The following is a 22,724-nucleotide window of genomic DNA, read 5'->3' as shown; positions in this document are numbered from 1 at the left end:
TTGGGCTGCGGGATGTACAGCCGAAAGGTGCCGCCGGAAAGTCATGGTTCGTCATACATCCCCTACACTGCACCGGGTTTGCAATACTTCTTCACACAAACTCGCGCCGGAGCGCGTAAAAGTTTTAGAGTATGCCACATGTCTACACCGCATGCATCATCTCGTTCACGTCTGCCCAAGTGGGCTACTTCTTTCGGCAACCAAATCATTGCTTCCCTCATTCTGGGTATTGTTCTCGGCGCGCTCGCCCTCGCACTGGGCGGGGACGCGAAGAGCAACCCCAACTGGCTCATGGTGACCTTAGATACCATCGGCTCCTCCTACGTCACCTTGCTGAAGGCGGCCGTTGTTCCGCTGATTTTCACCGCCGTGGTCGCCTCCATCTCGAACCTGTCGCAGGTGACGAACGCGGCGCGTCTGGCGGTTAACACGCTCATCTGGTTTGCGATTACCGCGTTCTTCGCGGTGCTCATTGGTATTGCGATGGGCCTGATTGTTCAGCCGGGCGTGGGTGCGCAGGTGCAGGGTAAGGCGTACACCGGCTCGACCGGTTCGTGGACCGCGTTTTTGACCGGTCTGATTCCGGTGAACTTCTTGGGTCTGGGTGTCAGCGCTAAGTCCGGTGATTCCGGCATCACCGCCTCGGCATCCTTCAACGTGCTGCAGATCCTGGTCATTTCCGGCGCAGTCGGTATTGCCGCGCTGAAGGTCGGTGAGGCAGCCAAGCCGTTCATTGACGTAGTCAAGAGCGCTCTGGCGATTATTCAGAAGATTCTGTGGTGGATTATTCGCCTGGCACCGCTGGGTACCGTGGGTCTGATTGCTAAGGCAGTGTTCGCGTACGGTTGGGCGTCGATGGGTTCGCTGGTCGCGTTCGTCATCGCCCTCTACATTGGCCTGCTGCTGGTCTTCCTCGTGGTCTACCCGATTATTGTTCGCGCGAACGGCCTGTCGGTCCGCCAGTACTTCTCGGGCGTGTGGCCGGCGCTTCAGCTGGGCTTCGTTTCCCGCTCCTCGATGGGTTCGATGCCGATGACCCAGACCGTTGCCGAACGCAACCTGGGCGTTCCCCGCGCCTACGCATCCTTCGCGGTTCCGCTGGGTGCGACCACCAAGATGGACGGCTGCGCTTCGGTTTACCCGGCTCTTGCCGCAATCTTCGTGGCTCAGTTCTACGGTATTCAGCTGGACTTCACCCAGTATCTGCTGATTGTGATGGTGTCCGTGCTCGGTTCGGCTGCGACTGCCGGTACGACCGGCGCTATCGTGATGCTGACCCTGACCCTTTCCACTCTGGGTCTGCCGCTGGACGGTGTGGGTCTGCTCCTGGCGATTGACCCGATCGTTGACATGGGTCGTACCGCCCTGAACGTTGCCGGTCAGGCTCTGGTTCCCGCGATTGTGGCTCGCCGCGAGGGCATCCTGGATGAGGAGCTTTACAACGCTCCCCGTTCGGAGGGCGGCTTCGTGGCTCAGGAATTCTACGATGAGCGCATCGCCGGTGAGGCGCAGCGTCTGCACGAGGTGGAGGACAACACCGTCGCGGCACGCCGCTAACCTGGCGACTCTTGAAGCTACACGGCGCTAGGCTGTACTGCCTAGCGCCGTGTAGCTTTCTCGCTCTCGTGCCCCAACATGGATGACATACTTTTGCCAAACGTCATAAAACGTCACGATTGATTCTTCTTTTCTTTAATGTTTGAGAAGAGTTATGATTTTGAACGGCGTGTTCCATCTCCTACGTGGTTGAGGGGGATGGGACACGCTCTTTCTCTATATCCCCTGCTTTTCCGCTCCCTCCCACCGGCTTCTCAGCACCCTCAATCTGCACCCGAGAGTAAGGGTCACTCGTGAGGCTCTAAAATAGAACCTATGAGTACCACATCGACCCGACTGATTCTTGCCTCCGCCTCCCCGGCTCGCCGCAAGCTCCTGGAGGACTCCCGCATCGCGTTCACGGTGCGCGTCTCCTCCGTAGATGAGGACGCCGCGCTCGCTACCACCAACGAACAGGCGCGAGCGCAGGGACGTGCGGGACTCACCCCGGCTGAAACCGCCTCCCTGCTGGCGCAGTTGAAGGCGCAGGCAGTTGCCGCTGAACTTGCCGCCGAGGGTGTGCGCGATGCGCTGGTTCTGGGATGCGATTCGGTCTTCGAGTTTGAGGGAGTCGCCTACGGCAAGCCCCACACGGCGGAGGCGGCACGCGAGCGCATCAGTGCGATGAGCGGCAACTACGGCGTACTGCATACCGGTCACGCGCTCGTGGATTTACGCGGTATTGAGCCGGGCGCCGCACTGCCTGTTGCTTCCGACCTGCCTACCGTTTCCGAACTGCGCAGCGCCACCGTCCACTTTGATGAGCTCAGCCCCGAAGAAATCGAGGCGTACATTGCTACCGGTGAGCCGCTCTGGGTGGCGGGATCCTTCACCCTGGACGGTTACGGTTCGGCGTTTATTCGCGGTATTGAGGGTGAGTTCCACACGGTGGTGGGCCTGTCCATCCACGCACTACGCGATATGCTGCGCCGCCGCGAAGTAGCGGTGACCGAGTTGTGGCTACCGCCCGAGGAAGAGAATTAGAACCAACCCACAGTATAAATCTGTCTCAAAGCGCGCCCTGAAATACACATTGTTGAACACCAATCGATAAGATAGAACAGTATGATGCGCGTTATATTCGCCAATCCTGCCGATGTATCCTTGGAGCAGGAGATTAAAGGAGAGCTTTAAGTGACTCAGCACCAGGCAGAAGCCGCCAAGAAATTTACTGCAGTCCCCGGCCGTCACACCGGCCCGGTCAGCAAGATTCTGATCGCTAACCGCGGTGAAATTGCTGTCCGCGTGATTCGCGCAGCCCGCGATGAGGGTCTGCAGACCGTCGCCGTCTACGCTGACCCGGACCGCGACGCCCAGCACGTGAAGCTTGCCGATGAAGCCTACGCTCTCGGCGGTGCCACTGCGGCGCAGTCCTACCTGGTGATGGATAAGCTCATTGAGATTGCTATCCGCTCCGGCGCTGACGCCGTGCACCCCGGTTACGGTTTCCTGTCTGAGAACGCGCAGTTCGCTCAGAAGTGCATCGACGCGGGTCTGACCTGGATTGGCCCCTCCCCCGAGTCCATTACCCAGCTGGGCGATAAGGTGGCGGCACGCCACATCGCGCAGAAGGTGGGCGCTCCCCTGGTGCCCGGCACCAAGGATCCGGTCAAGTCCGCCGATGAGGTTGTTGCCTTCGCGGATGAGCACGGTCTGCCCATTGCGGTGAAGGCCGCATTCGGTGGTGGTGGCCGCGGCATTAAGGTTGCCCGTGACCGCGAGAGCATCGTCGAGATGTACGAGTCCGCTGTTCGCGAGGCTACCGCGGCGTTCGGTCGCGGTGAGTGCTTCATCGAGCGCTTCCTGGATTCGCCCCGCCATGTTGAGACCCAGTGCCTGGCGGATGCGCACGGCAACGTCGTGGTGGTTTCCACCCGTGACTGCTCCCTGCAGCGCCGTAACCAGAAGCTCGTTGAGGAGGCGCCCGCCCCCTACCTGAGTGATGAGCAGAACGAGCGTCTGTACGAGGCGTCCCGCGCGATTCTGCGTGAGGCTGGCTACCAGGGTGCCGGCACCTGTGAGTTCCTGGTCGGCACCGACGGCACCATCTCCTTCCTTGAGGTGAACACTCGACTGCAGGTGGAGCATCCGGTTTCCGAGGAGATTTCGGGTATTGACCTGGTACGCGAGCAGTTCCGTATTGCCCGCGGCGAGAAGATTGAGGAGAAGGACCCGGTTCTGCGCGGTCACTCCTTCGAGTTCCGTATTAATGGTGAGGATGCGGGCCGTTCCTTCATGCCCGCCCCCGGCACCATCGAGAAGATGACCGTGCCCACCGGCCCCGGCGTTCGCTGGGATTCCGGCTTCGTGGCTGGCGACGTTATCGGCGGCAACTTCGACTCCATGCTGGCTAAGCTCATTGTCACCGGCGCGAATCGTGAGCAGGCTCTGCAGCGTGCCCGCCGTGCCCTGGCTGAGCTGACCATTGAGGGTATGCCCACCGTCATCCCGTTCCACCGCGTCGTGCTGGATGATCCCGCCTTCGCGCCGGCTGAGGGCGGCGAGTTCAAGGTGCACACCCGCTGGATTGAGACCGAGTTCAACAACACCATCCCCATGTACTCCGGTGCGCCCGGCAGCGTGGATTCCGATGAGGACGAGCGCACCACCGTGGTCGTTGAGGTCAATGGCAAGCGTATGGAGGTGTCCCTGCCCGATCTGGGCGGTGGCGCGAAGCCTGCCGCTAAGCCCGCCGCCAAGACCCGCAAGTCCCGTTCGGCACGTAGCGCGGCAATGGGTGGCGGCGACGAGCTGACCAGCCCCATGCAGGGCACCATCGTGAAGGTAGCGGCTTCTGACGGCGACACCGTCGCTGAGGGCGACCTGATTCTGGTGCTGGAGGCGATGAAGATGGAGCAGCCCATTACCGCGCACAAGGCGGGTAAGGTTTCGGGTCTGTCCGCTAAGGCCGGCGATACCGTCACCTCCGGCGCGGTGCTGGCGACCATCAAGTAACGCGCTCTATCTCGCTACTGCGGTCTCGCGACTGCGAGCGCCATAGGCTATACGAATCCCCCGGGAGGGCATGAGGTAATGTCTCATCTCTTTCCGGGGGATTTTCTATGTCCGCTCTTGCCTGTTTAAGTGGGATTTACGCCGCTAACCCTTGTGTTCGCGTCCAGATAGTGGCTGTATTTGTTTGGGTTTTTCTGAACAGAGTTATAATGTTGCACTTTAGAGGAGCCTTTCAGAATCCGACGCCTGCCGCACCCCACCCGGTGCGGTCACGGCACCCAGTACGCGCCTACGGCACACCCGCCTCACGCGCTGACCGGTAACGGACGCCCCGGCTCCACCTGTACACACAGTTCACCATTTCGGGAGTTTTCCTTATGAGCACCTCTGCACCCGACACGAAAGTGTCTGCTGCATCGGTGAAGAATACGACTCCTCGCAGTCGAGTTATTCTCGCCTCGCTCGTTGGTACCACCATCGAGTTCTACGATTTCTACATTTACGCCACCGCAGCAGTGGCGGTGTTCCCTGTGCTGTTCTTCCCCGCGAAGGACGCAACCACCGAGCTTCTGGCTTCCTTCGCGACCTTCGGCGTCGCCTTCATTGCCCGCCCCCTCGGTTCCGTAATCTTCGGTCACTTCGGCGACAAGATCGGTCGTAAAGCAACCCTCGTTGGTGCGCTACTGACCATGGGTCTGGCGACCTTCATCATCGGCCTGCTGCCCACCTACCACCAGATTGGTCTGTGGGCACCGGCCATGCTGACCATTATGCGTTTCTGCCAGGGCCTGGGTCTGGGCGGCGAATGGTCCGGTGCGGCACTGCTCGCCAGCGAATATGCTGAGGACGGCAAGCGCGCCCGCGCCGCCATGTGGCCTCAGCTGGGTGCACCCATCGGCTTCGTGCTTGCGAACGGCTTCATGCTGCTGCTGACCAGCTGGATTTCCTTCAACTCCGCAACCGACGGCAAGAACCTTGATCACCCCTTCCTCATTTGGGGTTGGCGTATTCCGTTCCTGCTGTCCATCGTGATGGTTGCTGTCGGCCTGTACGTGCGTTTCAAGCTGGAGGAGACCCCCGTCTTCGCCAAGGCTGCTGCTAACAACGAGAAGGTTAAGACCCCGCTCGTTGAGGCGTTCAAGGTCGCTTGGTGGCCCATGATTCAGGGTACCTTCATCATGGTGGCATGCTACGTGCTGTTCTACCTGATGACCGCGTGGGTTCTCTCCTACGGTATCGGCAAGGCGGATAAGGGCGGCCTGGCTATCCCCTACCGCGAGTTCCTGATCATTCAGCTGATCTCCATTATTGGCTTCGCAATCTTCATTCCGATCTCGGGTTGGCTGGCTGACAAGTACGGCCGCCGCACCCAGCAGCTGTGGACCACCATCGCTATGGCTGTCTTCGGCCTGTCCTTCGGCCTGTTCATCTCGCCCTCCGTCGTTGGTACCGGTGCGAACGCGAACGCCGCAGTGGTTACCCTCTTCATCTTCATCGGTATGTGCCTGATGGGTCTGTCCTTCGGTTCCATGTCCGCATACCTGCCGGAGCTGTACCCCACCAACGTGCGTTACACCGCCAGCGGTATCGCCTACAACGTGGCATCCATCCTCGGCGCGGCACTGACCCCGTTCGTGGCTGTTTGGTTGAACTCCACTTACGGTGTGGCTGCAGTGGGCGGCTACCTGGCATTCGCATCGATTCTGAGCGTTGTCTTCATTCTGCTCACTCACGAAACCCGTGACGTGGACATGAACGCCGTCAGCACCACGAAGTAAAGCTTCGCGGCGCTAAGCGTCTCTACGGCAAAGCGGTGGGGGTCACCTCCTGATTCTTAGGAACTCAGGAAGTGACCCCCACCGCTTTTGTGCGTTTCAGAGATTCTGTGAGCTTCTGAGATAGCGGCTCTCTACAAGCCCAGGGTATCTATGCGCCGGCTACAGGCCGCGAGTGTGCAGCTTGCGCGCAGCCTCAGCAATAGAGCCGGAGAGCGAGGGGTAAACCGTGAAGGTGTCCGCCAGGTCATCCACCGCGAGCTTCTTCTCCACAGCCAGGGCGATAGGGTAAATCAGCTCGGAGGCGCGCTGACCAACCACCACGCCACCGATGACGGTGCCGGAGTGGCGGCGAGCAAAAATCTTCACGAATCCATCGCGCATCGCCATCATCTTCGCGCGCGGGTTGGTGCTCAGCTGCAGGGTCACCGCATCGCCACGGTACGCCCCCTCGGCAAGGTCCTTCTCACTCACACCCACAGTCGCAATCTCCGGGGAGGTGAAGATATTTGCGGCAACCTTATCGGTACGCAGCGGGCGCACCGCATCACCGAGGATGTGCGCCATAGCGATACGGCCCTGCATTGCAGCCACGGAAGCCAGTGGGTACACGCCCGTGCAGTCGCCAGCGGCGTAAATGCTGTTCACGCTCGTGCGGGACACGCCGTCCACCTTAATATGGCCGCTCGGGGTCTGCTCCACACCGGCAGCTTCCAAGCCCAAATCCTCAGTGTTCGGAATCGAACCAATAGCCACCAGGCAGTGAGTGCCAGAAACCTTACGACCATCCGACAGGGTCACGATAACGCCGGAGCCATCCTCAGTACGCTCAACAGCAGCCGCACGGGAACGCGGCATCACTCGCACGCCGCGACGCTCAAAGACGTCCTCCAGCACGCGGGCTGCGTCCTCGTCCTCACCGGGAAGCACGCGGTCACGCGAAGACACCAGGGTCACCTTCGAACCCAGACCGTTATACGCCGAAGCGAACTCGGCACCGGTCACACCCGAACCAATCACAATCAGTTCCTCGGGAACCTCGGAGAGGTTGTACAGCTGAGTCCAGGTCAGGATGCGCTCGCCATCGGGCATACCGGTCGCCATTTCACGCGGATGCGTACCCACCGACAGCAGCACAAAGTCCGCGTGCAGGGGGTAGACGAGGCCCGCCTCATCAGTCACCTGGACAGTGTGGCGGTCAAGAAGCTTACCAGTACCGTGAATAATCTTCACGCCAGCAGAAGCCAGGGCACGCTTAATGTCGGCAGACTGCTGCTGGGCCAGGTCGCGGACTCGGCGGTTCACGCGGTCCATATCAACACGAAGCTGCGGCGCCTTACCCTTCGTGTTTTCAATGCCCAGGCTACCGGCCTCGGAGAAGCGGGTCATCATATCCGCCGTAGCGATCAGGGTCTTAGAGGGCACAACGTCAGTCAGAACGGCGGAGCCACCAATGGCATTACGCTCAATCAGAGTCACGTCCGCGTTGGATGCGGCAGCCACCATCGCTGCCTCGTAGCCGCCGGGGCCACCACCGATAATTACAATTCGCTGAGATGCGTAGTTCACCTTTGAAGTCATGCCTTAATTGTGAGCTATGCCGCCCCTACGGGGCAAACGCACTCGCCGTGCAGATATGCCATATTGTGGCAACCTGCACGGCGAGCATCTTCATGGTTCGACAGCATGGTTCGGCAGCCCGATATGACAGGGCGGCACCTACCCCTGTAGGTCTCTACTCCTCGAGAGCCTGCGGCTTCTCCGAGTAAATCGAGTTAATGAACTTCTCAGCCCACTGCAGCATCGCGCCGTCCATCAGGTCCTTACCGCCCACCGGCATGGTCTTCGGGCGCGGAACCAGCGTCAGCCAGGTGTCCATACCCTTCGGCTGGGTGTGCGTGGAACCCGGGTACACGCGCTTCAGACGCATCTGGCGGGACTCCGGCAACGGCGTAGCGGTTACCACGCGAACCTTCGGACCCAACACCACCAGCTCGTGAATACCGGCGGCACGAGCGTGCATACGCACCGTCGCCACAGCAAGCAGATTCTCTACCGCCTCCGGCAGCTCGCCGTATCGGTCGACCAGTTCCTCGCGAGCCTCCGCGATCTTCTCTTCGGTATCGGCGGCGGCAATCTGACGGTATGCCTGCAGGCGCAGACGCTCCGAGTCAATGTAGGTGTGCGGAATATGCGCGTTGACGGGCAGGTCAATCTTCGTTTCGACCTCGCGTTCTTCCTTCTCGCCGCGGTAGTTCGCCACCGCCTCGCCCACCAGACGCAGGTACAGGTCAAAACCGACACCGGCAATATGGCCGGACTGTTCGCCACCGAGCAGGTTGCCGGCACCGCGAATCTCCAGGTCCTTCATCGCGAGCTGCAGACCCGCACCCAGCTCATTGTGGGTCGCGACGGCCTTCAGACGCTCGTGCGCAATCTCGCCGAGGGTCTTATCCACCGGGTACAGGAAGTACGCGTAGGCGCGCTCGCGGCCACGACCCACACGTCCGCGCAGCTGGTGCAACTGGCTCAGACCGTAGTTCTGGGCGTGGTCCACGATGAGCGTGTTCGCGTTCGAAATATCCAGGCCGGTCTCCACGATGGTCGTGCACACCAGCACGTCAAAGCGGCGCTCCCAGAAGTCCACAATAATCTGCTCCAGGCGCGACTCACTCATGCGGCCGTGGGCGGTGGCGATGCGCGCCTCCGGCACGAGCTTGCCGATTTCGGCGGCAACATCGTCGATGTCAGCCACGCGGTTGTGCACGAAGAAAACCTGTCCTTCACGCATGATCTCGCGGCGGATCGCGGCGGTAATCTGGCTGTCGGTACGCGGGCCGACGAAGGTCAGCACGGGGTGGCGCTCCTCCGGCGCGGTGGCAAGGGTGGAGGTCTCACGAATACCGGTTAGCGACATTTCCAGGGTGCGCGGAATCGGGGTAGCACTCATGGCGAGCACGTCCACGTTGGTGCGCATCTGCTTGAGCTTTTCCTTATGCTCCACACCGAAGCGCTGCTCCTCGTCAATGATGACCAAGCCCAGGTCCTTGAACACCACGCTGTCCGAGAGGATGCGGTGGGTACCGATCACCACGTCCACCGCGCCGGATGCGATTTCTTCGGTAATCTGGCGGGTTTCTTTCGCCTTCTGGAAACGGGATAGCACACGAATCTTCACGGGGAATCCCGAGAAGCGCTCGCTGAACGTCTCGTAGTGCTGCTGAGCGAGCAGGGTCGTGGGCACGAGCACCGCAACCTGTTTGCCGTCCTGTACCGCCTTGAATGCGGCACGCACGGCGACCTCTGTTTTGCCGAAGCCCACGTCGCCGGAGATGAGGCGGTCCATGGGGATTTCTTTCTCCATGTCTTCCTTCACCTCGTGGATGGCGGTGAGCTGGTCGGGAGTCTCGTTGTAGGGGAAGGATTCTTCCAGCTCTCGTTGCCAGGGGGTGTCTGGGGCGAAGGCGTGACCGCGCGATGCCTGGCGTGCCGAATAGAGTTTCACCAGGTCGGCGGCGATTTCCTTGACTGCCTTGCGAGCGCGGGACTTGGTCTTAGCCCAGTCGCTGCCGCCCATCTTGGACAGGCTCGGGTTCTCGCCACCCACGTAATTGGAGATGAGGTCCAGCTGGTCGGAGGGCACGAAGAGGCGGTCGGGTGCGCCGCCGCGCTTGGCGGGGGCGTACTCGATGACCAGGTATTCCTTCATGGGCTGCACGCCGTTGACCGGGGATGCACCAGCCACCGGGCGGGAGGTCATCTCGACGAACCTGCCGATGCCGTGGCGTTCGTGTACCACGTAGTCGCCGGGGTTCAGCGCGAGCGGGTCGACGGCGTTGCGGCGGCGGCGCGTGGCGAATTTCTGTCCGGCGGCGCCTCGGGGTGCGTAGGTTCCGCGGCGTCCGAGCAGTTCGGCTTCGGTGAAGACGGCGAGCTTCGCCTCCTCAACGAGGAAGCCTGCGGAGGCGGGCGCCTCGCACACCTCGACGATGCCGTGTTCGAGTTTGCCAGCGGGGTCGGCTTCGAGGCTGGTTCGGCGGGCTGCGGGTACGGCGGGTGCCCCTTCGCCGGAGTGGAAGAGGTCGATGAGTCGGTCAGTGGAGCCGCGGCCGTTGGTGAGGGCGAGGACGGTCCACTGTTGACGGATGAGGTCGCCGACCTGGCTGAGCATGCGTTCGACGGAACCGTTGAATGCGGTTGCGGGGGTGGCGTTGACGGTGTAGGTGTCGATTCCGTCTTCGATGGCGTCAGCGATGTTCTGGTTTTCGAGTGCGCCTGCGGCGGCATCTTCGAGCAGGTCTGCGTCGGTGACGAGTTCGGTGATTTCCCACCAGCTGAGTTTGGCTTCGAGTGCCTGTGTGGTGGTTTGGTCGATGGTGCGGAATCCGCTGTCGCTCATGCGGAGCTGGCCGAGGTCGATGGGTGCTACTGCGTCGGCTTCTGCGGAGGTGTCCCAGGCGGCGGCGAGGAATTCTTCGTTGGTGGCGACGAGGTCTTCGGCGCGGGCACGCACACGCTCGGGTTCGACGTTGATAATCATGGACCCAGCCGGCAGTAGCTCGGTGAGGGTGTTCATGGATTCGATGAGTAACGGGGTGAGCGATTCCATGCCTTCGACGTAGATTCCGCCGGCAATCTTTTCGAGCATAGTTGCGGCGGCCGGGTAGTCGGCTTTCAGGCGTGCGGCGCGGCTCATGACCTCGGGGGTGATGAGCAGTTCGCGGCAGGGCAGCAGGGTGAGTTCGGTGAGCTCTTCTCCCCCGCTGAGGGTGCGCTGGTCGGCGACGGAGAAGTGGCGCATTTCGTCGAGTTCGTCGCCAAAGAATTCGAGGCGCACGGGGGTAGTTGCGGTGGGCGGGAAGACGTCGATAATGCCGCCTCGTACGGCGTATTCGCCGCGCTTGGCGACCAGGTCTACGCGGGAGTATGCGGCGTCGTTGAGGCCGCGCACCACATCTTTGAAGGGGTATTCTTTGCCGCGGACCAGGTGCACGGGTTCGAGCTTTTCGATGCCGGTGACGATGGGCTGGATGACGGCGCGTACGGGTGCGATAACGACCTGGGGGCGTTTATCTGCGTCCCCGGTCATGGCGCGCAGTACCTGCAGGCGGCGGCCTACGGTGTCGGAGCGCGGTGAGAGGCGTTCGTGGGGCAGGGTTTCCCAGGCGGGGAAGAGCGCGATGTCTGCGGCGGGCAGGTAGGAGCGCAGGGCTGCGGCGAGGTCTTCTGCTTGGCGGTCGGTGGGGGCGATAATGAGGCTGAGCGCTTCAGCGGTGGTATCGCGTACTGCGGTGGAGATGTCTGCAATGAGCGCAGCGTGGGTTCCGGCGACGGCGCCGATGAGGGAGCGTGCGCTGCGTTCGGTGGGCTTCGCGGAGGCGGCGGTACGGATCGCGGCCCAGCTGCTGAGTTGGTTGAGGGTGTTCAGGAGGGGGTGCAGGGGTGCCTCGAGGGGCTGTGCGGTAGCTTTTCGGGTGGTGCTCACGGGTTCTCCTGAATCTGGGGTCTTCGCCTGCAGCGGTTGAGCTGGTGGAGGGCTGCTATGGATGGTCGGTATTGGGCGGTGCCGGTTGGGGGTGTCCGAGTGAATTTGCCTTTATTTCACGGTGCTTTATATGTGTTTTGGGTGTGTTTTATGCAGCTTTTCCATTGTAGGGCTAGTCTGCTTTTTCTGGCATTTTTCTCTGGTGTTCTTCTGCGATGGAATATATTCCTTTTTGCACTCGATTGTCGCTTTCGTGGGTGATACTTGAGTATGGTTTTCTTCCGTGTCTGTTCCTGTGCCACAACGTTCATCGCATGGAGCGTAAATCACACACTCACGGGCATCTTTGCACTTTGTGCACCATTATTTTCACAGCTTCATCCTGTACCCTAATCATTAACGCTTACAGAAAAACCAGACAGTATATCCCCTTCCGGATTCTGTTTACCTCTTCCAACCAACCTCAGGTTTTCAGTATTTACTGCGGTTTTTCTAGTGCGCTAAATTCACCGTATCTTTCGATGTTTCTTCCGGAACGTCGCATCAGAAAGACGCATATGACAACCACATACACGAACAAACCCGCTGAAAAGCGCCATGCCCGTTCATGGTCTGCTAAAAAGTGGGCCGCTTTCGCACTCGCTTTTGGTACCGCTTTCACTGCGGCACCTCTTACTCCTACTACTCCCGCCTCGGCTACGACCGGAACCCATGACGGTTCCAGCAGCGATAAAGCGGCTGCTTCCTGTTACGAGGTCAAGCAGGTTAATCCTTCTGCCTCCTCTGGCACTTACTGGCTGTACACCCCGCAGATGAGCGGCCCGGCGCAGTTCTACTGCGATCAGGAAACTGATGGCGGCGGCTGGGTCATGATTGGTCGCGGTCGTGAGGGTTGGACCGAGTCTTACAACGGCACCGGCGACCCGAATCAACTGCACCAGAACCCCACTGGCCCTTCCGCTTTTACTCCGGTCCAGCTTCCCGCAAACACTGTTGATGCACTGCTGAACGGCATTAAGCCTCAGGACCTTCCCGACGGCATGCGCCTGCATCGTGCCCACAATGCAAGGGGCACCCAGTGGCAGAACGTTTATGTTCAGCGTCCTCAGACTGAGCAGTGGACCTGGGCGATGAGCTACGGTCAGCGTTGGGGCACCGTGAAGTTCACCGGTGCCGGTATTAACCGCACCGCTCATATGGGTCGTCATGCTTCGGAGATGGCTCCGGGTATTACCACCAGTTCTGTTCGTTTCTTCGCGAACCCGAACCAGGGCTACCAGATTGGTTTTGCGTACGGTGCGCTGGTGAACTTCGGTAATGAGAATCCGGATTCATACATTTACCAGAAGCGCGGTTCCTTCGGTTACTCTATCCCCTTCACTCAGGTGTTCCTGCGCCCGAAGCTGACTCAGCGTGACTTGAACTTCTCGCAGATTGGTTCTGGCTCTGCCGCCAGCAACCGTCGTGCTCTGCCCAATAGCTACACGATGCCCGTTCGTTGGCGCACCAGTGAACAGACTGGCACCGGCAAGAAGAACGAGATGAACACTTACGTTCAGGCTATTACTCAGGTAGGCGACACCGTCTTCACCGGTGGCGACTTCAAGTATGTGGAGTCGGCTGGCGGCGAGCGCGTTGATCAGTCGTACCTGGCTGGTTACAACGTGGATTCGGGTGAGCTGGTTCGTTCCTTCCGCCCGACTTTCAACGGCCAGATTAAGGCTCTTGAGGCTCTGCCGAATAACCGCCTGGCAGTTGGCGGCGAATTTACCGAGGTGAATGGCGAGAAGGTTAACCACTTCGTCATTCTGGACGCGACCACCGGTCAGATTGACCGCACCTGGGACCTTCAGATTCAGCGTCGCAATGGCGATGCCGCACAGGTGAAGACTCTGCTGGTTCAGGATGGTTACCTGTATATTGGCGGTAACTTCACCCACGTGAAGGGCAATACTTCTAAGGCGTACGCTTACTCGCGTGGTGCCGCTCGTATTAAGCTTTCGAACGGCGAGGTGGATTGGAACTGGCGCCCGAACTTCAACGGTACGGTCAACGGCATTACTGCCGCCTCGGATAATTCCACTGTTCACGCTGCGGGTTACTTCACTGAGCTGAATAACCAGCGTGCGTTCCGTCTGGCTGCTTTGAATGGTTCTAACGCTTCGAACATTAAGTGGGAGTGGGAGCCGTCGTTGAAGCTGAACATTACTGACCGTATTGTGTACGCGTTCCAGTTCGATGTTCAGGATGCCGGCTCGACTGTGTGGACTGGCGGTGCTGACCACCTGATTGCGAACTACTCGAAGAATGGTTACGGCCGTATTTCTTCGTCGATTTCTAAGTACGGTGGCGACTGGCAGGATCTGCACTTGAGCGGTAACACCATTTACGGTGCATGCCACTGCGGTGACGTACTCTTTGAGGGCTCTACCGGTTACCACACCTACTGGAAGGAGTCGAAGGCAGTTCACCGTATGCGCCTGGTCGCAGCGTTCGATAAGGACAGCGGCGAGGTTATCGGTGAGTTCAGCCCGGTTCTGAAGGGCGCTAGCGGCTACGGTGTTTGGGAGTCCTTCGTGGATTCTCGCGGCAACCTGTGGGTTGGTGGCGACATTAACCGTTCGCTGGGTGCTAATGGTGAGCAGCGCACTGTCGGTTTTGCTCGTTTTGCTCCTCGCGATGTGACCGCCCCGTCGACTCCGTCGAATCTGTCGGTTCAGCGTGATGGCTCGACCGATAAGCTGTCTTGGTCTGGTGTTCGTGAGAGCGGTGCTCGCTACCAGGTGCTGCGTGATGACCGTGTGATTGCTACGGTCTCGGGCACCAGCTACGAGGTTGAGCATACTGATGGCGCTCGCTACTATGTGCGTTCCATCGATGCGTCTGAGAACTTCTCGGCTTCCACGGGAGCTGCTCAGGCTTAGATCAGATTGTTGATCTAGTTTCTTTGAGCCGCCGCCTGGTTCGGGCTCTGCAGGGTTTGCGGGGTCCGAATCAGGCGGCGGTGCACCCGGGGTGTATGCCCTCTATAGTTTTGGTTCGGTCCGGTTTTCCCAGTTTGCTATCTCTTCGCCCCTGTGGCGGCTATGATGGGTTGGGATTCATTGCGTCGGATGGGTTGCTTCCGTCCTTTCCGATGATGGGCTGAATCTTGATCTGTGGTGTTTCTTCGCTGTTGGTACGACAGAGGAAACTTCACAGATTTTTAGCGTTCCGCTTCGTACGGGTGCGTTGCCACTGTTGGCTTCGTGCGTGAGGGGTGGGGCGTATTCATTCAATTTCCGATAACTACACTCACTGATTCCGGCTACAGACTCGCTGTTAGCGCAGTTCATAACGCTTCCCCCTTACCCCGATGCCTGGTCACTATGCTGTGCCTTGTGTGGGGTGGGTGTTGCTGTGTGAATTGCAGTTTTCTGCTGTGTGCCGGTTGAGGTCTCTAGGAGAGACAAATGAATTTTCTTCCGTTCACGCGTGGAGGGCGCGCGCAGGGTGCTGCTTCCTCCGCTTCTGAGGGCTCTCGCGTAGCTTCTCGCTCCGGGTCCCGTGCTTTGGGTGCGGCGGCTGCTTCTTTTGCGATGGTTGCGGCTTCTTTGGGTCCGATTGCTTCGGGCGCGCAGGCTGCTGATGCACGCTACTATGACGGTTCGTCGAGCGAGCGCGCGGCTGCGAGCTGCTGGGAGGTTAAGCAGAATAATCCGCGTGGCAAGAGCGGCGCGTACTGGCTGTACACCCCTGCGATGAGTGCTCCTGAGCAGTTCTATTGCGATCAGGAAACTGATGGCGGCGGCTGGGTTATGATTGGCCGCGGTCGTGAGAGCTGGACTGAGAACTACTACGGTCGCGGTAATGCCGATCAGCTGTATAAGAACCCGACCGGCTTTGATGCGGTGCAGCTCTCCGGCGTGACCGTGAACGCGCTACTGAACGGTACCCGTCCGCAGGATTTGCCCGATGGCGTGCGTTTCCATCGCGCGATGAACGTTGAGGGCACTACCTGGCAGGATTTTAAGGCTCACCGTGATTCCAGTACCGAATGGACTTGGACTTTGCGTTCGAAGATGTTCTGGTCAAATATTTCGGTCAAAAACACCTGGCAGTACAGTAACCGTTATGACTACGCCAACCGTGGTCAGGTGGCTGGTAACATCTTCACCCATGATTCTGATGACTTCCGTTCCCTGAACTTCGAAGAGAAGGCATCGCAGGGCTACAAGTTGGGCTTCACCTACGGTCGCAACGCCAAGATTACATGGTGGACCGAGACCTACCTGATGAACCGTCCTTCGGCGTATATTTACCGCCCGGCGGATGATTCGACCACTCCCCTGGTATTTACTCAGATGTTCTTGCGCCCGAAGGTGACTCAGAACGATTTGGTGGCTAAGGGTCTGCATGATTATGGCCAGCAGGGCGCTGCGGCAAGTAACCGCCGCGCGCTACCCAATAGCTACTCCGAGAAGTGGAAGTGGCGTACCAGCGCTGATACCGGAACCGGTAAGAACGGCGAGATGAACACCCAGGTTGAGGCGATCACCGAGGTCGGTGGCGCTGTCTTTACCGGTGGCGATTTCGCGTATGTTGAGTCGGCAAGCGGCGAGAAGGTTGAGCAGGCTTTCTTGGCTGGTTACGAGGTGGGTACCGGCGAGCTGCGCCGTTCCTTCCGCCCGAAGATTAACGGTCAGGTGAAGTCGGTTGAGGCTCTGCCGAACGGCCTGCTTGCTGTGGGTGGTTCTTTCGACCAGGTGAACGGCGAGTACTACAACGGTTTTGTAATTCTGGATCCGCAGACCGGTCAGGTTGCTAAGGACTGGGATATCCGCGTGGTTAGCCGCATTGCTTCCGTACCGGTACAGATTAAGACCCTGCACGTGCGTGATGGCTACCTGTACATTGGTGGTTCCTTCACTCACTTGAAGGGCCAGACCTCCCCCACCTACGCGTATGCGAGGAACCTGGCTCGCATTAAGTTGAGCAACGGTGAGGTGGACTGGAACTGGCGTCCGGTCTTTAATGGCACAGTTAACGGCGTGAGCGCTTCTGAGGGCAATGCCGATGTGTACGTCGCTGGTTACTTCACCCAGCTGAATAACCAGGAGGCGTTCCGTCTCGCTCATATGCAAGGCAGTAGCACGAACCCGGTAGCTTGGCACCACCGTCCTTCGTATACCCCCAAGAATGCCCAAACCTGGGATTTGAAAAACGAGCGCAGGATGTGGGGCTTCCAGTTCGATGTTCAGGATGCTGGTTCCTCCGTCTGGGTGGGTGGCACCGAGCATATGATTACCCGTTACGAGAAAAGCTCGATGCGCCGCACGGACAGTGCGATTACTCGTGAGGGTGGCGATTTCCAGGATCTGCACCTGAGCGGCAACACTATTTACGGTGCGTGCCACTGCGGCGATTTCCTCTTCCAGGGCGCAGACACTGTCTATTCGGAGTGGGAGAACGCGACTAATGCTCAGACCATTCGCCTGGTAGCTGCGTTCGATAAGGACAGCGGCAAGATGCTGCCGGAGTTCGCACCGATTATGAACGGCGCGTATGGCTACGGTGTGTGGGAGTCCTTCGTGGATTCCACCGGCACTCTGTGGGTTGGTGGCGATATCCGTAAGTCGCTGGGTGCTAACGGCGTGCAGCAGACCGTTGGTTTCGCACGTTATGCACCTCGCGATGTAACGCCTCCGGCTCCCCCGAGCAACCTGAAGGTTACGACGAACGGCTCCAAGGATCAGCTGACCTGGTCGGGTATTTCCGAGCATAGGGTGAAGTATCAGGTTCTGCGCGATGATCGTCCTATTGCGACGGTTACGGGCACGAGCTATTCGGTGGATCACCGCGACGGCGCCCGCTACTATGTGCGTGCGGTAGATACTGCGGATAACTATTCGGCAAGTACCGAGGCTGCTCAGGCGGCATAACCCCTCATCAGGGCGATATTCACTTTTATGACAAATAATTTTAGTGATGTTCGCCCTATTCTCCCGGGCTGGTTTTAAACCAGCCCGGGATTTTTTTGCACATAGTGAATCTATTTCATTCATTTACATGAAGGTTTTTTCATGCAGAGATATATACTTACCTTCTAATCGAGTCAAAATAGAGCATTAGTTAGGGCTTATTCTCATCATTTATAAAAACGTTATTTTTGCGGGTCTAAGTATTTTCCCAGCTTTGCGTGTTAGCCTTTAGGTGCCTTACCTTCGTGCGAGGTATTATCTTCCGGAATATAGTCATTCTCACTCCAACCACTAAAGAGGCTTCCATGTCAGTGTTCTTCAAGTACCCCTCCCGGTCCCGCCTTCTGGGCACCTTGGGTACCGTTGCGGTATCCACCCTGGTCCTGAGCGCTTGCGCTACTGAAAACCCGAGCTCCGATAGCTCTTCGCCTGCTTCTGCGTCCGCGAGCGTTTCCGCGTCGGCGCATGCTTCCTCAAACAAGTCTTCGAGCGCTTCCCCCCAGGTTTCTGAGCAGGGCACCGCAGAAGCATCCGCCAATGCTTCCTCTGGGGCTTCGGCTGAGGCAAAGGATGGGGCAAAGAGTGAGGCGACCTCTTCTGACGGCCAGAAGCTTGAAGAGATTTACACTGGCGCTGAAGAGATGAGGAACGCTTCTTCCGTACCTGTTGACGCTGAAGAAGTTAAGAAGACTACCGAACTGGTTAACTCTTTTGAGACCATTCTGACCAAGGTGAAGGCAGCCCCCTCTGCTGAGGCTTCGCCTGAGCGTGCCGCTGATCCGACCAGCGACGAAGAGGCTGAGCAACAGAACGTTGAGCGGGCCCGCGCTGTTCTCGATGATGAGACGATTCGCTCCATCGAGGCCGTGGCTGTTGATTCCGCTGCCGCTGAGTTTGCCGTGCAGGCTTCCGAGTACGCACTGGCTGGCTGGCACTATGAAGGTTCTTCCACTGTCGTGGGCACTCCCCGTATGACTGAAACCCAGTACAAGGGTCAGCCCGCGCGCATGCTGGAAGTATGCATGGATTCTTCCTCTGTGAAGATCTATGACGAGAATAATCAGCCCGTTAAGGATGACAATTCTCCGAAGCGTTCACTCAATATTTACACCCTCGTTCAGGTCGATGGTCAGTGGAAGATTGCGACCCATGATTTCCCGAACAATCCTGATTGTTAGGGTCTAATTAAAGATGCCGGTTTCCAGCTATGATTCGCTGGAACCCGCGCATTATCATCCATAGCGCATTAATGTTGATGCGCACTCGATAACATTTCTTGGCATTCATTTGGAGATATTATGAAAGCCCACCTTGGCATGACGGGCTCTGGCTTTTCACGTTCTGCTATAACTCGCTCAACTCTTTGCTTGAGCATTGCTACGGCGTTGGCTTTGCCCGTAGCTATCCCCGCTATTACGCCGAGTACCGCTGTCGAACAGACTGCGGAAAAAAGGGACTCTGCTTTCTACAATGGCACGACCTCCGAGCGTGCTGCCGCTAGCTGTTGGGAAGCCAAGCAGGCTAACCCCGAGGCAAAGAGCGGCGCCTATTGGCTGTACACTCCTTCGATGAGTCAGCCGACTCAGTTCTACTGCGATCAGGAAACTGATGGTGGCGGCTGGGTCAAGATTGGTGAGGGCCGCGACGGCTGGACTGAAAACTATGAAGGTCAGGGTGACACTTCGCAGCTCTACAGCGATGCCGCACCCGCATCTTCCGGTATGACTCTTGAACAGGGCAAAGCTCTGAGCTCCCTGCCCGCCGCGAAGACCCCGATTCAGCTTTCGGGTACCACCATTTCGCAGTTGCTCAACGGCACCCGCCCCGATCAGTTGCCCGATGGTTACCGTTTCCGTCGCGCGCTGAACACCTCGGGCACCAAGTGGCAGGAGGCGACGGTTGACCGCCGTCAGACCTCCGAGTGGACCTGGGCTCTGCGTTCGAACGCTGTCTGGTCTAATGCGATCGTCACGAACCCTGACGAGTTCTCTTCCTACAATGAAAATGGCCGCAGGGACTGGCCTGATGGCACGTGGGAAGACCACATTCTGCGTGGACAGAACAACGGCTTCAAGACTTTGATGTTTGATGAGTTGGCGTCCCAGGATTACCGTATGGGTTTCCGTTACGGTGCAAACTCTCCCATTTCGCAGGATGGCTCTGAGCCGGCAATCACCGATGCGCGGAACTCCTACATCTACGGTAAGGAAAGCAACGGTGAGGCCTCTTTCGGTTACACCCAGATGTTCCTGCGCCCGAAGCTGACCCAGAATGATTTGAACCTGGGCGCTATCCCGGATTCCGGTACCCCGGCGAGCGCTCGTCGTGCCCTGCCCAATAGCCGTTCGGCGGATTGGCGCTGGCGAACCAGCGCCAGGACCGCCTCCGGTAAAACCGGCGAAATGAACACCTACGTTGAGGCCATTACCGAGGTCGATCACGGTAACGGCACCTCCAGCGTGTTTATTGGTGGCGACTTCGAGTACCTTGAGTCCTCTACCGGTGAGCGTGTTGCGCAATCTAATATTGCTGCTTTTGACCCGGTGACCGGCGAGTTGCGCCGCGATTTTAAGCTGACTGTTGACGGTCAGGTGAAGGCTGTTGAGGCTCTGCCGAATAACCGTTTGGCTGTTGGCGGTAACTTCAAGCTTGTTAACGGTGAGAAGCATGAGAGCTTCGTCGTTGTTGACGCCACAACCGGTGAAGTTGCCCCTGAATGGGCCCAGGTTAAAGTCGAAGATCGCATTCGTACCGAGGTCATGACGGTGAAGACCATTCACCGTCAGGGTGACTACGTGTATATTGGCGGCACCTTTACCCACATTTATGAAAGTGAAAAGGCGGGTGAGGCGTATTCGCGCAATATTGCCCGTTTTAAGTTGGGCGAGCCTTCTAACGGTGTGCCCGGTATTGTGAGTATAGACCGTAACTGGCGCCAGGTGTTCAACGGTACTGTCAACGGTATTAGCGCCTCCGCTGATAACTCTCATGTTTACGTAGCCGGTTACTTCACCTGGCTCAACGGTGGCCTTGCCTACCGCGTGGCTGATATTACTCAGCATATGCAGAAGGGCAGCCCGTGGGCGTACCAGCAGTCTGAGATTCCTGCTGGCGCTAATGTCTCTGACCTGCGTAATGAAACCAAAATTTGGGGTTTCCAGTTCGACGTCCAGGATGCCGGTACCGGCGTCTGGGTGGGCGGTACTGAGCACCTCATCTCTCGTTACGATAAGGCGTCCTTGACCCCCACCTACACCGCGATTACCCGCGATGGTGGAGACTTCCAGGATCTGCACCTGCACGGTAACACCATCTACGGCGCCTGCCACTGCGGCGACTTCCTCTACCAGGATTCGCGTAACAAGCGGACCCCCGTGGGCGGTTCGAGCGTGATTCACTCGGTCAAGCTGGTTGCTGCTTTCGATAAGGACAGCGGTAAGATGCTGCCGGAGTTCTCCCCTGCTATTAAGGGTGACCACGGATTCGGTATCTGGGAGTCTTTCGTGGATTCGAAGGGCACCCTGTGGGTTGGCGGCGATATTCACCGTTCGCTGGGTGTTCACGGTACTCAGGATACCGTCGGTTTTGCGCGCTTTGAGGCCCGCGATGTGACTCCTCCGGCTACCCCGCAGAACCTGCAGGTTGAGCTGAAGGACGATAAGGACGTTCTGACCTGGGATGCTGTACAGGATACCGGTAGTGTCCGCTACCAGATTCTGCGTGATGACCGCGTCATTGCTAGCACTTCGGGTACGAAGTTCGAGATTGACCACACCGATAACGCACGTTACTTTGTGCACGCTGTGGATAGCTCGGATAACTACTCTGCGTCCACTCCGGTCCAGGTAGCTCCGGTGCGACCGACTCCTACCCCCACGGAGACCGCGACCGCAACGCCTACCGCTGACCCGACTGCTACTGCAGACCCCACGGCAAGTGCTGACCCGACCGCGAGCGCTGACCCCAGTGCTTCGGCAAGCGCTACCCCGAGTGCAGAAGCGACTACTGAGGTACCGAAGGAAGAGAACCCGAAGCCTGCCGATCCGAAGGAAGAAACTCCTAAGGACGATCAGAAGGACGAGGCCGCTAAGGACCAGATTGTTCTGCCCTACGCGTCCGAGTGGAAGTACATGGTCTCCAGCAAGGCTCCCAACCGTAAGTACGGTTGGAAGTACAACTTCCACTTCAGCCTGGAAGATATCGCGCAGGAAGCATGGCAGACCGGCAAGACCCCGATTGGTGTCGGCTCCGGTAACCTTAACACCTCCGTTAATGTTCCGCTTGTGCGTACCCGCCCCAATATCTACGCCTACACCACCATCCAGCTCACTCGTGAGCAGGCGAGCCGCGATCTGGTGCTGACCACCTACGCGGATGACGCTATTGCGGTGGGTGTCAACGGTAAAGAGGTTGGTCGTTCCAACTTCGACACCCGTGGAAAGCTGTGGAATAGCGCGATTGCATCGAGCTCGATTGATACCGCTACGGCTCAGAAGACTCCGGTGACCTTCACCGTTCCGGCTTCTCAGCTGAAGGCTGGTGAGAACCTCATCGCTGTTGAGGTTCACCCGGGCATTAGCCGACGTAACGTTCGCCCGAATGTGAGCTTCGATTTGCAGGCTACCTCCAAGGCACCGGTTGCTGAGCAGCCCGCCGAGAAGGAAGGCGACAAGGAGGCGGATGCTCCCGCCGCACACGAGGCTGAGCAGCCCGTGGTCGACAACGCGAACAACGCGGCAGCCGGCCCGGGCGAGCGACGCATCGTCAATAACGGAGTCGGAACCCGCGTTCCGATGCAGTCCCGAAGGAACTAATACCTTCTAGACAATCTCAGCTAAATGGGGTTTGATTTTCTGAATGATTCAGGAAATCAAACCCCATTTGCGTATATTCCCCACTTTTCCGTGTTTTTTGCATCATTTATTCCCATTATTTGTGCTTCTGTCATGCGCC

10 protein-coding genes are annotated in these 22,724 nt (G+C 58.6%); 8 read left to right on the top strand and 2 right to left on the bottom strand.

Features of this window, described 5'->3' with window-relative positions; translation table 11 throughout:
• Positions 1-138 precede the first annotated feature (138 nt).
• From HMPREF2749_RS08250 to HMPREF2749_RS08235, 4 genes are all read left to right on the top strand, one after another.
• Positions 139-1,557, top strand: a complete 1,419-nt coding sequence (locus HMPREF2749_RS08250; RefSeq protein ID WP_049341627.1) for a dicarboxylate/amino acid:cation symporter — start codon at positions 139-141, stop codon at positions 1,555-1,557.
• Between the two features lie 315 nt (positions 1,558-1,872).
• On the top strand, positions 1,873-2,580 hold the full coding sequence (locus tag HMPREF2749_RS08245; protein WP_049341625.1) for a Maf family protein: 708 nt from the start codon (positions 1,873-1,875) through the stop codon (positions 2,578-2,580).
• Positions 2,581-2,730: 150 nt separating this feature from the next.
• Positions 2,731-4,551, top strand: a complete 1,821-nt coding sequence (locus tag HMPREF2749_RS08240) for an acetyl/propionyl/methylcrotonyl-CoA carboxylase subunit alpha (protein ID WP_070594049.1) — start codon at positions 2,731-2,733, stop codon at positions 4,549-4,551.
• A 377-nt stretch (positions 4,552-4,928) separates the two neighbouring features.
• On the top strand, positions 4,929-6,329 hold the full coding sequence (locus HMPREF2749_RS08235) for an MFS transporter (RefSeq protein ID WP_049341622.1): 1,401 nt from the start codon (positions 4,929-4,931) through the stop codon (positions 6,327-6,329).
• A 159-nt stretch (positions 6,330-6,488) separates the two neighbouring features.
• Here the strand turns inward: HMPREF2749_RS08235 and HMPREF2749_RS08230 are convergent, their stop codons facing one another.
• Entirely contained in the window at positions 6,489-7,907 is a 1,419-nt protein-coding gene (locus tag HMPREF2749_RS08230; RefSeq protein WP_049341621.1) for an NAD(P)H-quinone dehydrogenase, read from the bottom strand.
• A gap of 154 nt (positions 7,908-8,061) precedes the next feature.
• Positions 8,062-11,811, bottom strand: a complete 3,750-nt coding sequence (gene mfd / locus HMPREF2749_RS08225; RefSeq protein ID WP_070594048.1) for a transcription-repair coupling factor — start codon at positions 11,809-11,811, stop codon at positions 8,062-8,064.
• Between the two features lie 557 nt (positions 11,812-12,368).
• On the opposite strand from mfd, the gene HMPREF2749_RS08220 reads away from it, so the two are divergent.
• The 4 genes from HMPREF2749_RS08220 to HMPREF2749_RS08205 all read left to right on the top strand — a co-directional run bounded on the left by HMPREF2749_RS08220 (position 12,369) and on the right by HMPREF2749_RS08205 (position 22,585).
• Positions 12,369-14,735 carry a fibrinogen-like YCDxxxxGGGW domain-containing protein gene (locus tag HMPREF2749_RS08220; protein WP_070594046.1) on the top strand — a complete coding sequence of 789 codons (2,367 nt, stop codon included), beginning with the start codon at positions 12,369-12,371 and terminating at the stop codon, positions 14,733-14,735.
• Between the two features lie 528 nt (positions 14,736-15,263).
• Positions 15,264-17,732 (top strand): fibrinogen-like YCDxxxxGGGW domain-containing protein, encoded by a 2,469-nt coding sequence (locus HMPREF2749_RS08215; protein WP_070594043.1) that lies wholly within the window; start codon positions 15,264-15,266, stop codon positions 17,730-17,732.
• A 344-nt stretch (positions 17,733-18,076) separates the two neighbouring features.
• Entirely contained in the window at positions 18,077-18,949 is an 873-nt protein-coding gene (locus HMPREF2749_RS08210) for a hypothetical protein (protein WP_070594041.1), read from the top strand.
• A gap of 120 nt (positions 18,950-19,069) precedes the next feature.
• Positions 19,070-22,585 carry a fibrinogen-like YCDxxxxGGGW domain-containing protein gene (locus tag HMPREF2749_RS08205; protein ID WP_070594039.1) on the top strand — a complete coding sequence of 1,172 codons (3,516 nt, stop codon included), beginning with the start codon at positions 19,070-19,072 and terminating at the stop codon, positions 22,583-22,585.
• The last annotated feature ends 139 nt before the right edge of the window (positions 22,586-22,724 follow it).

The sequence above is a fragment of the Rothia sp. HMSC075F09 genome, assembly GCF_001810515.1.
GTDB lineage: Bacteria > Actinomycetota > Actinomycetes > Actinomycetales > Micrococcaceae > Rothia.
This window is presented reverse-complemented; position numbering and strand designations above follow the sequence as displayed.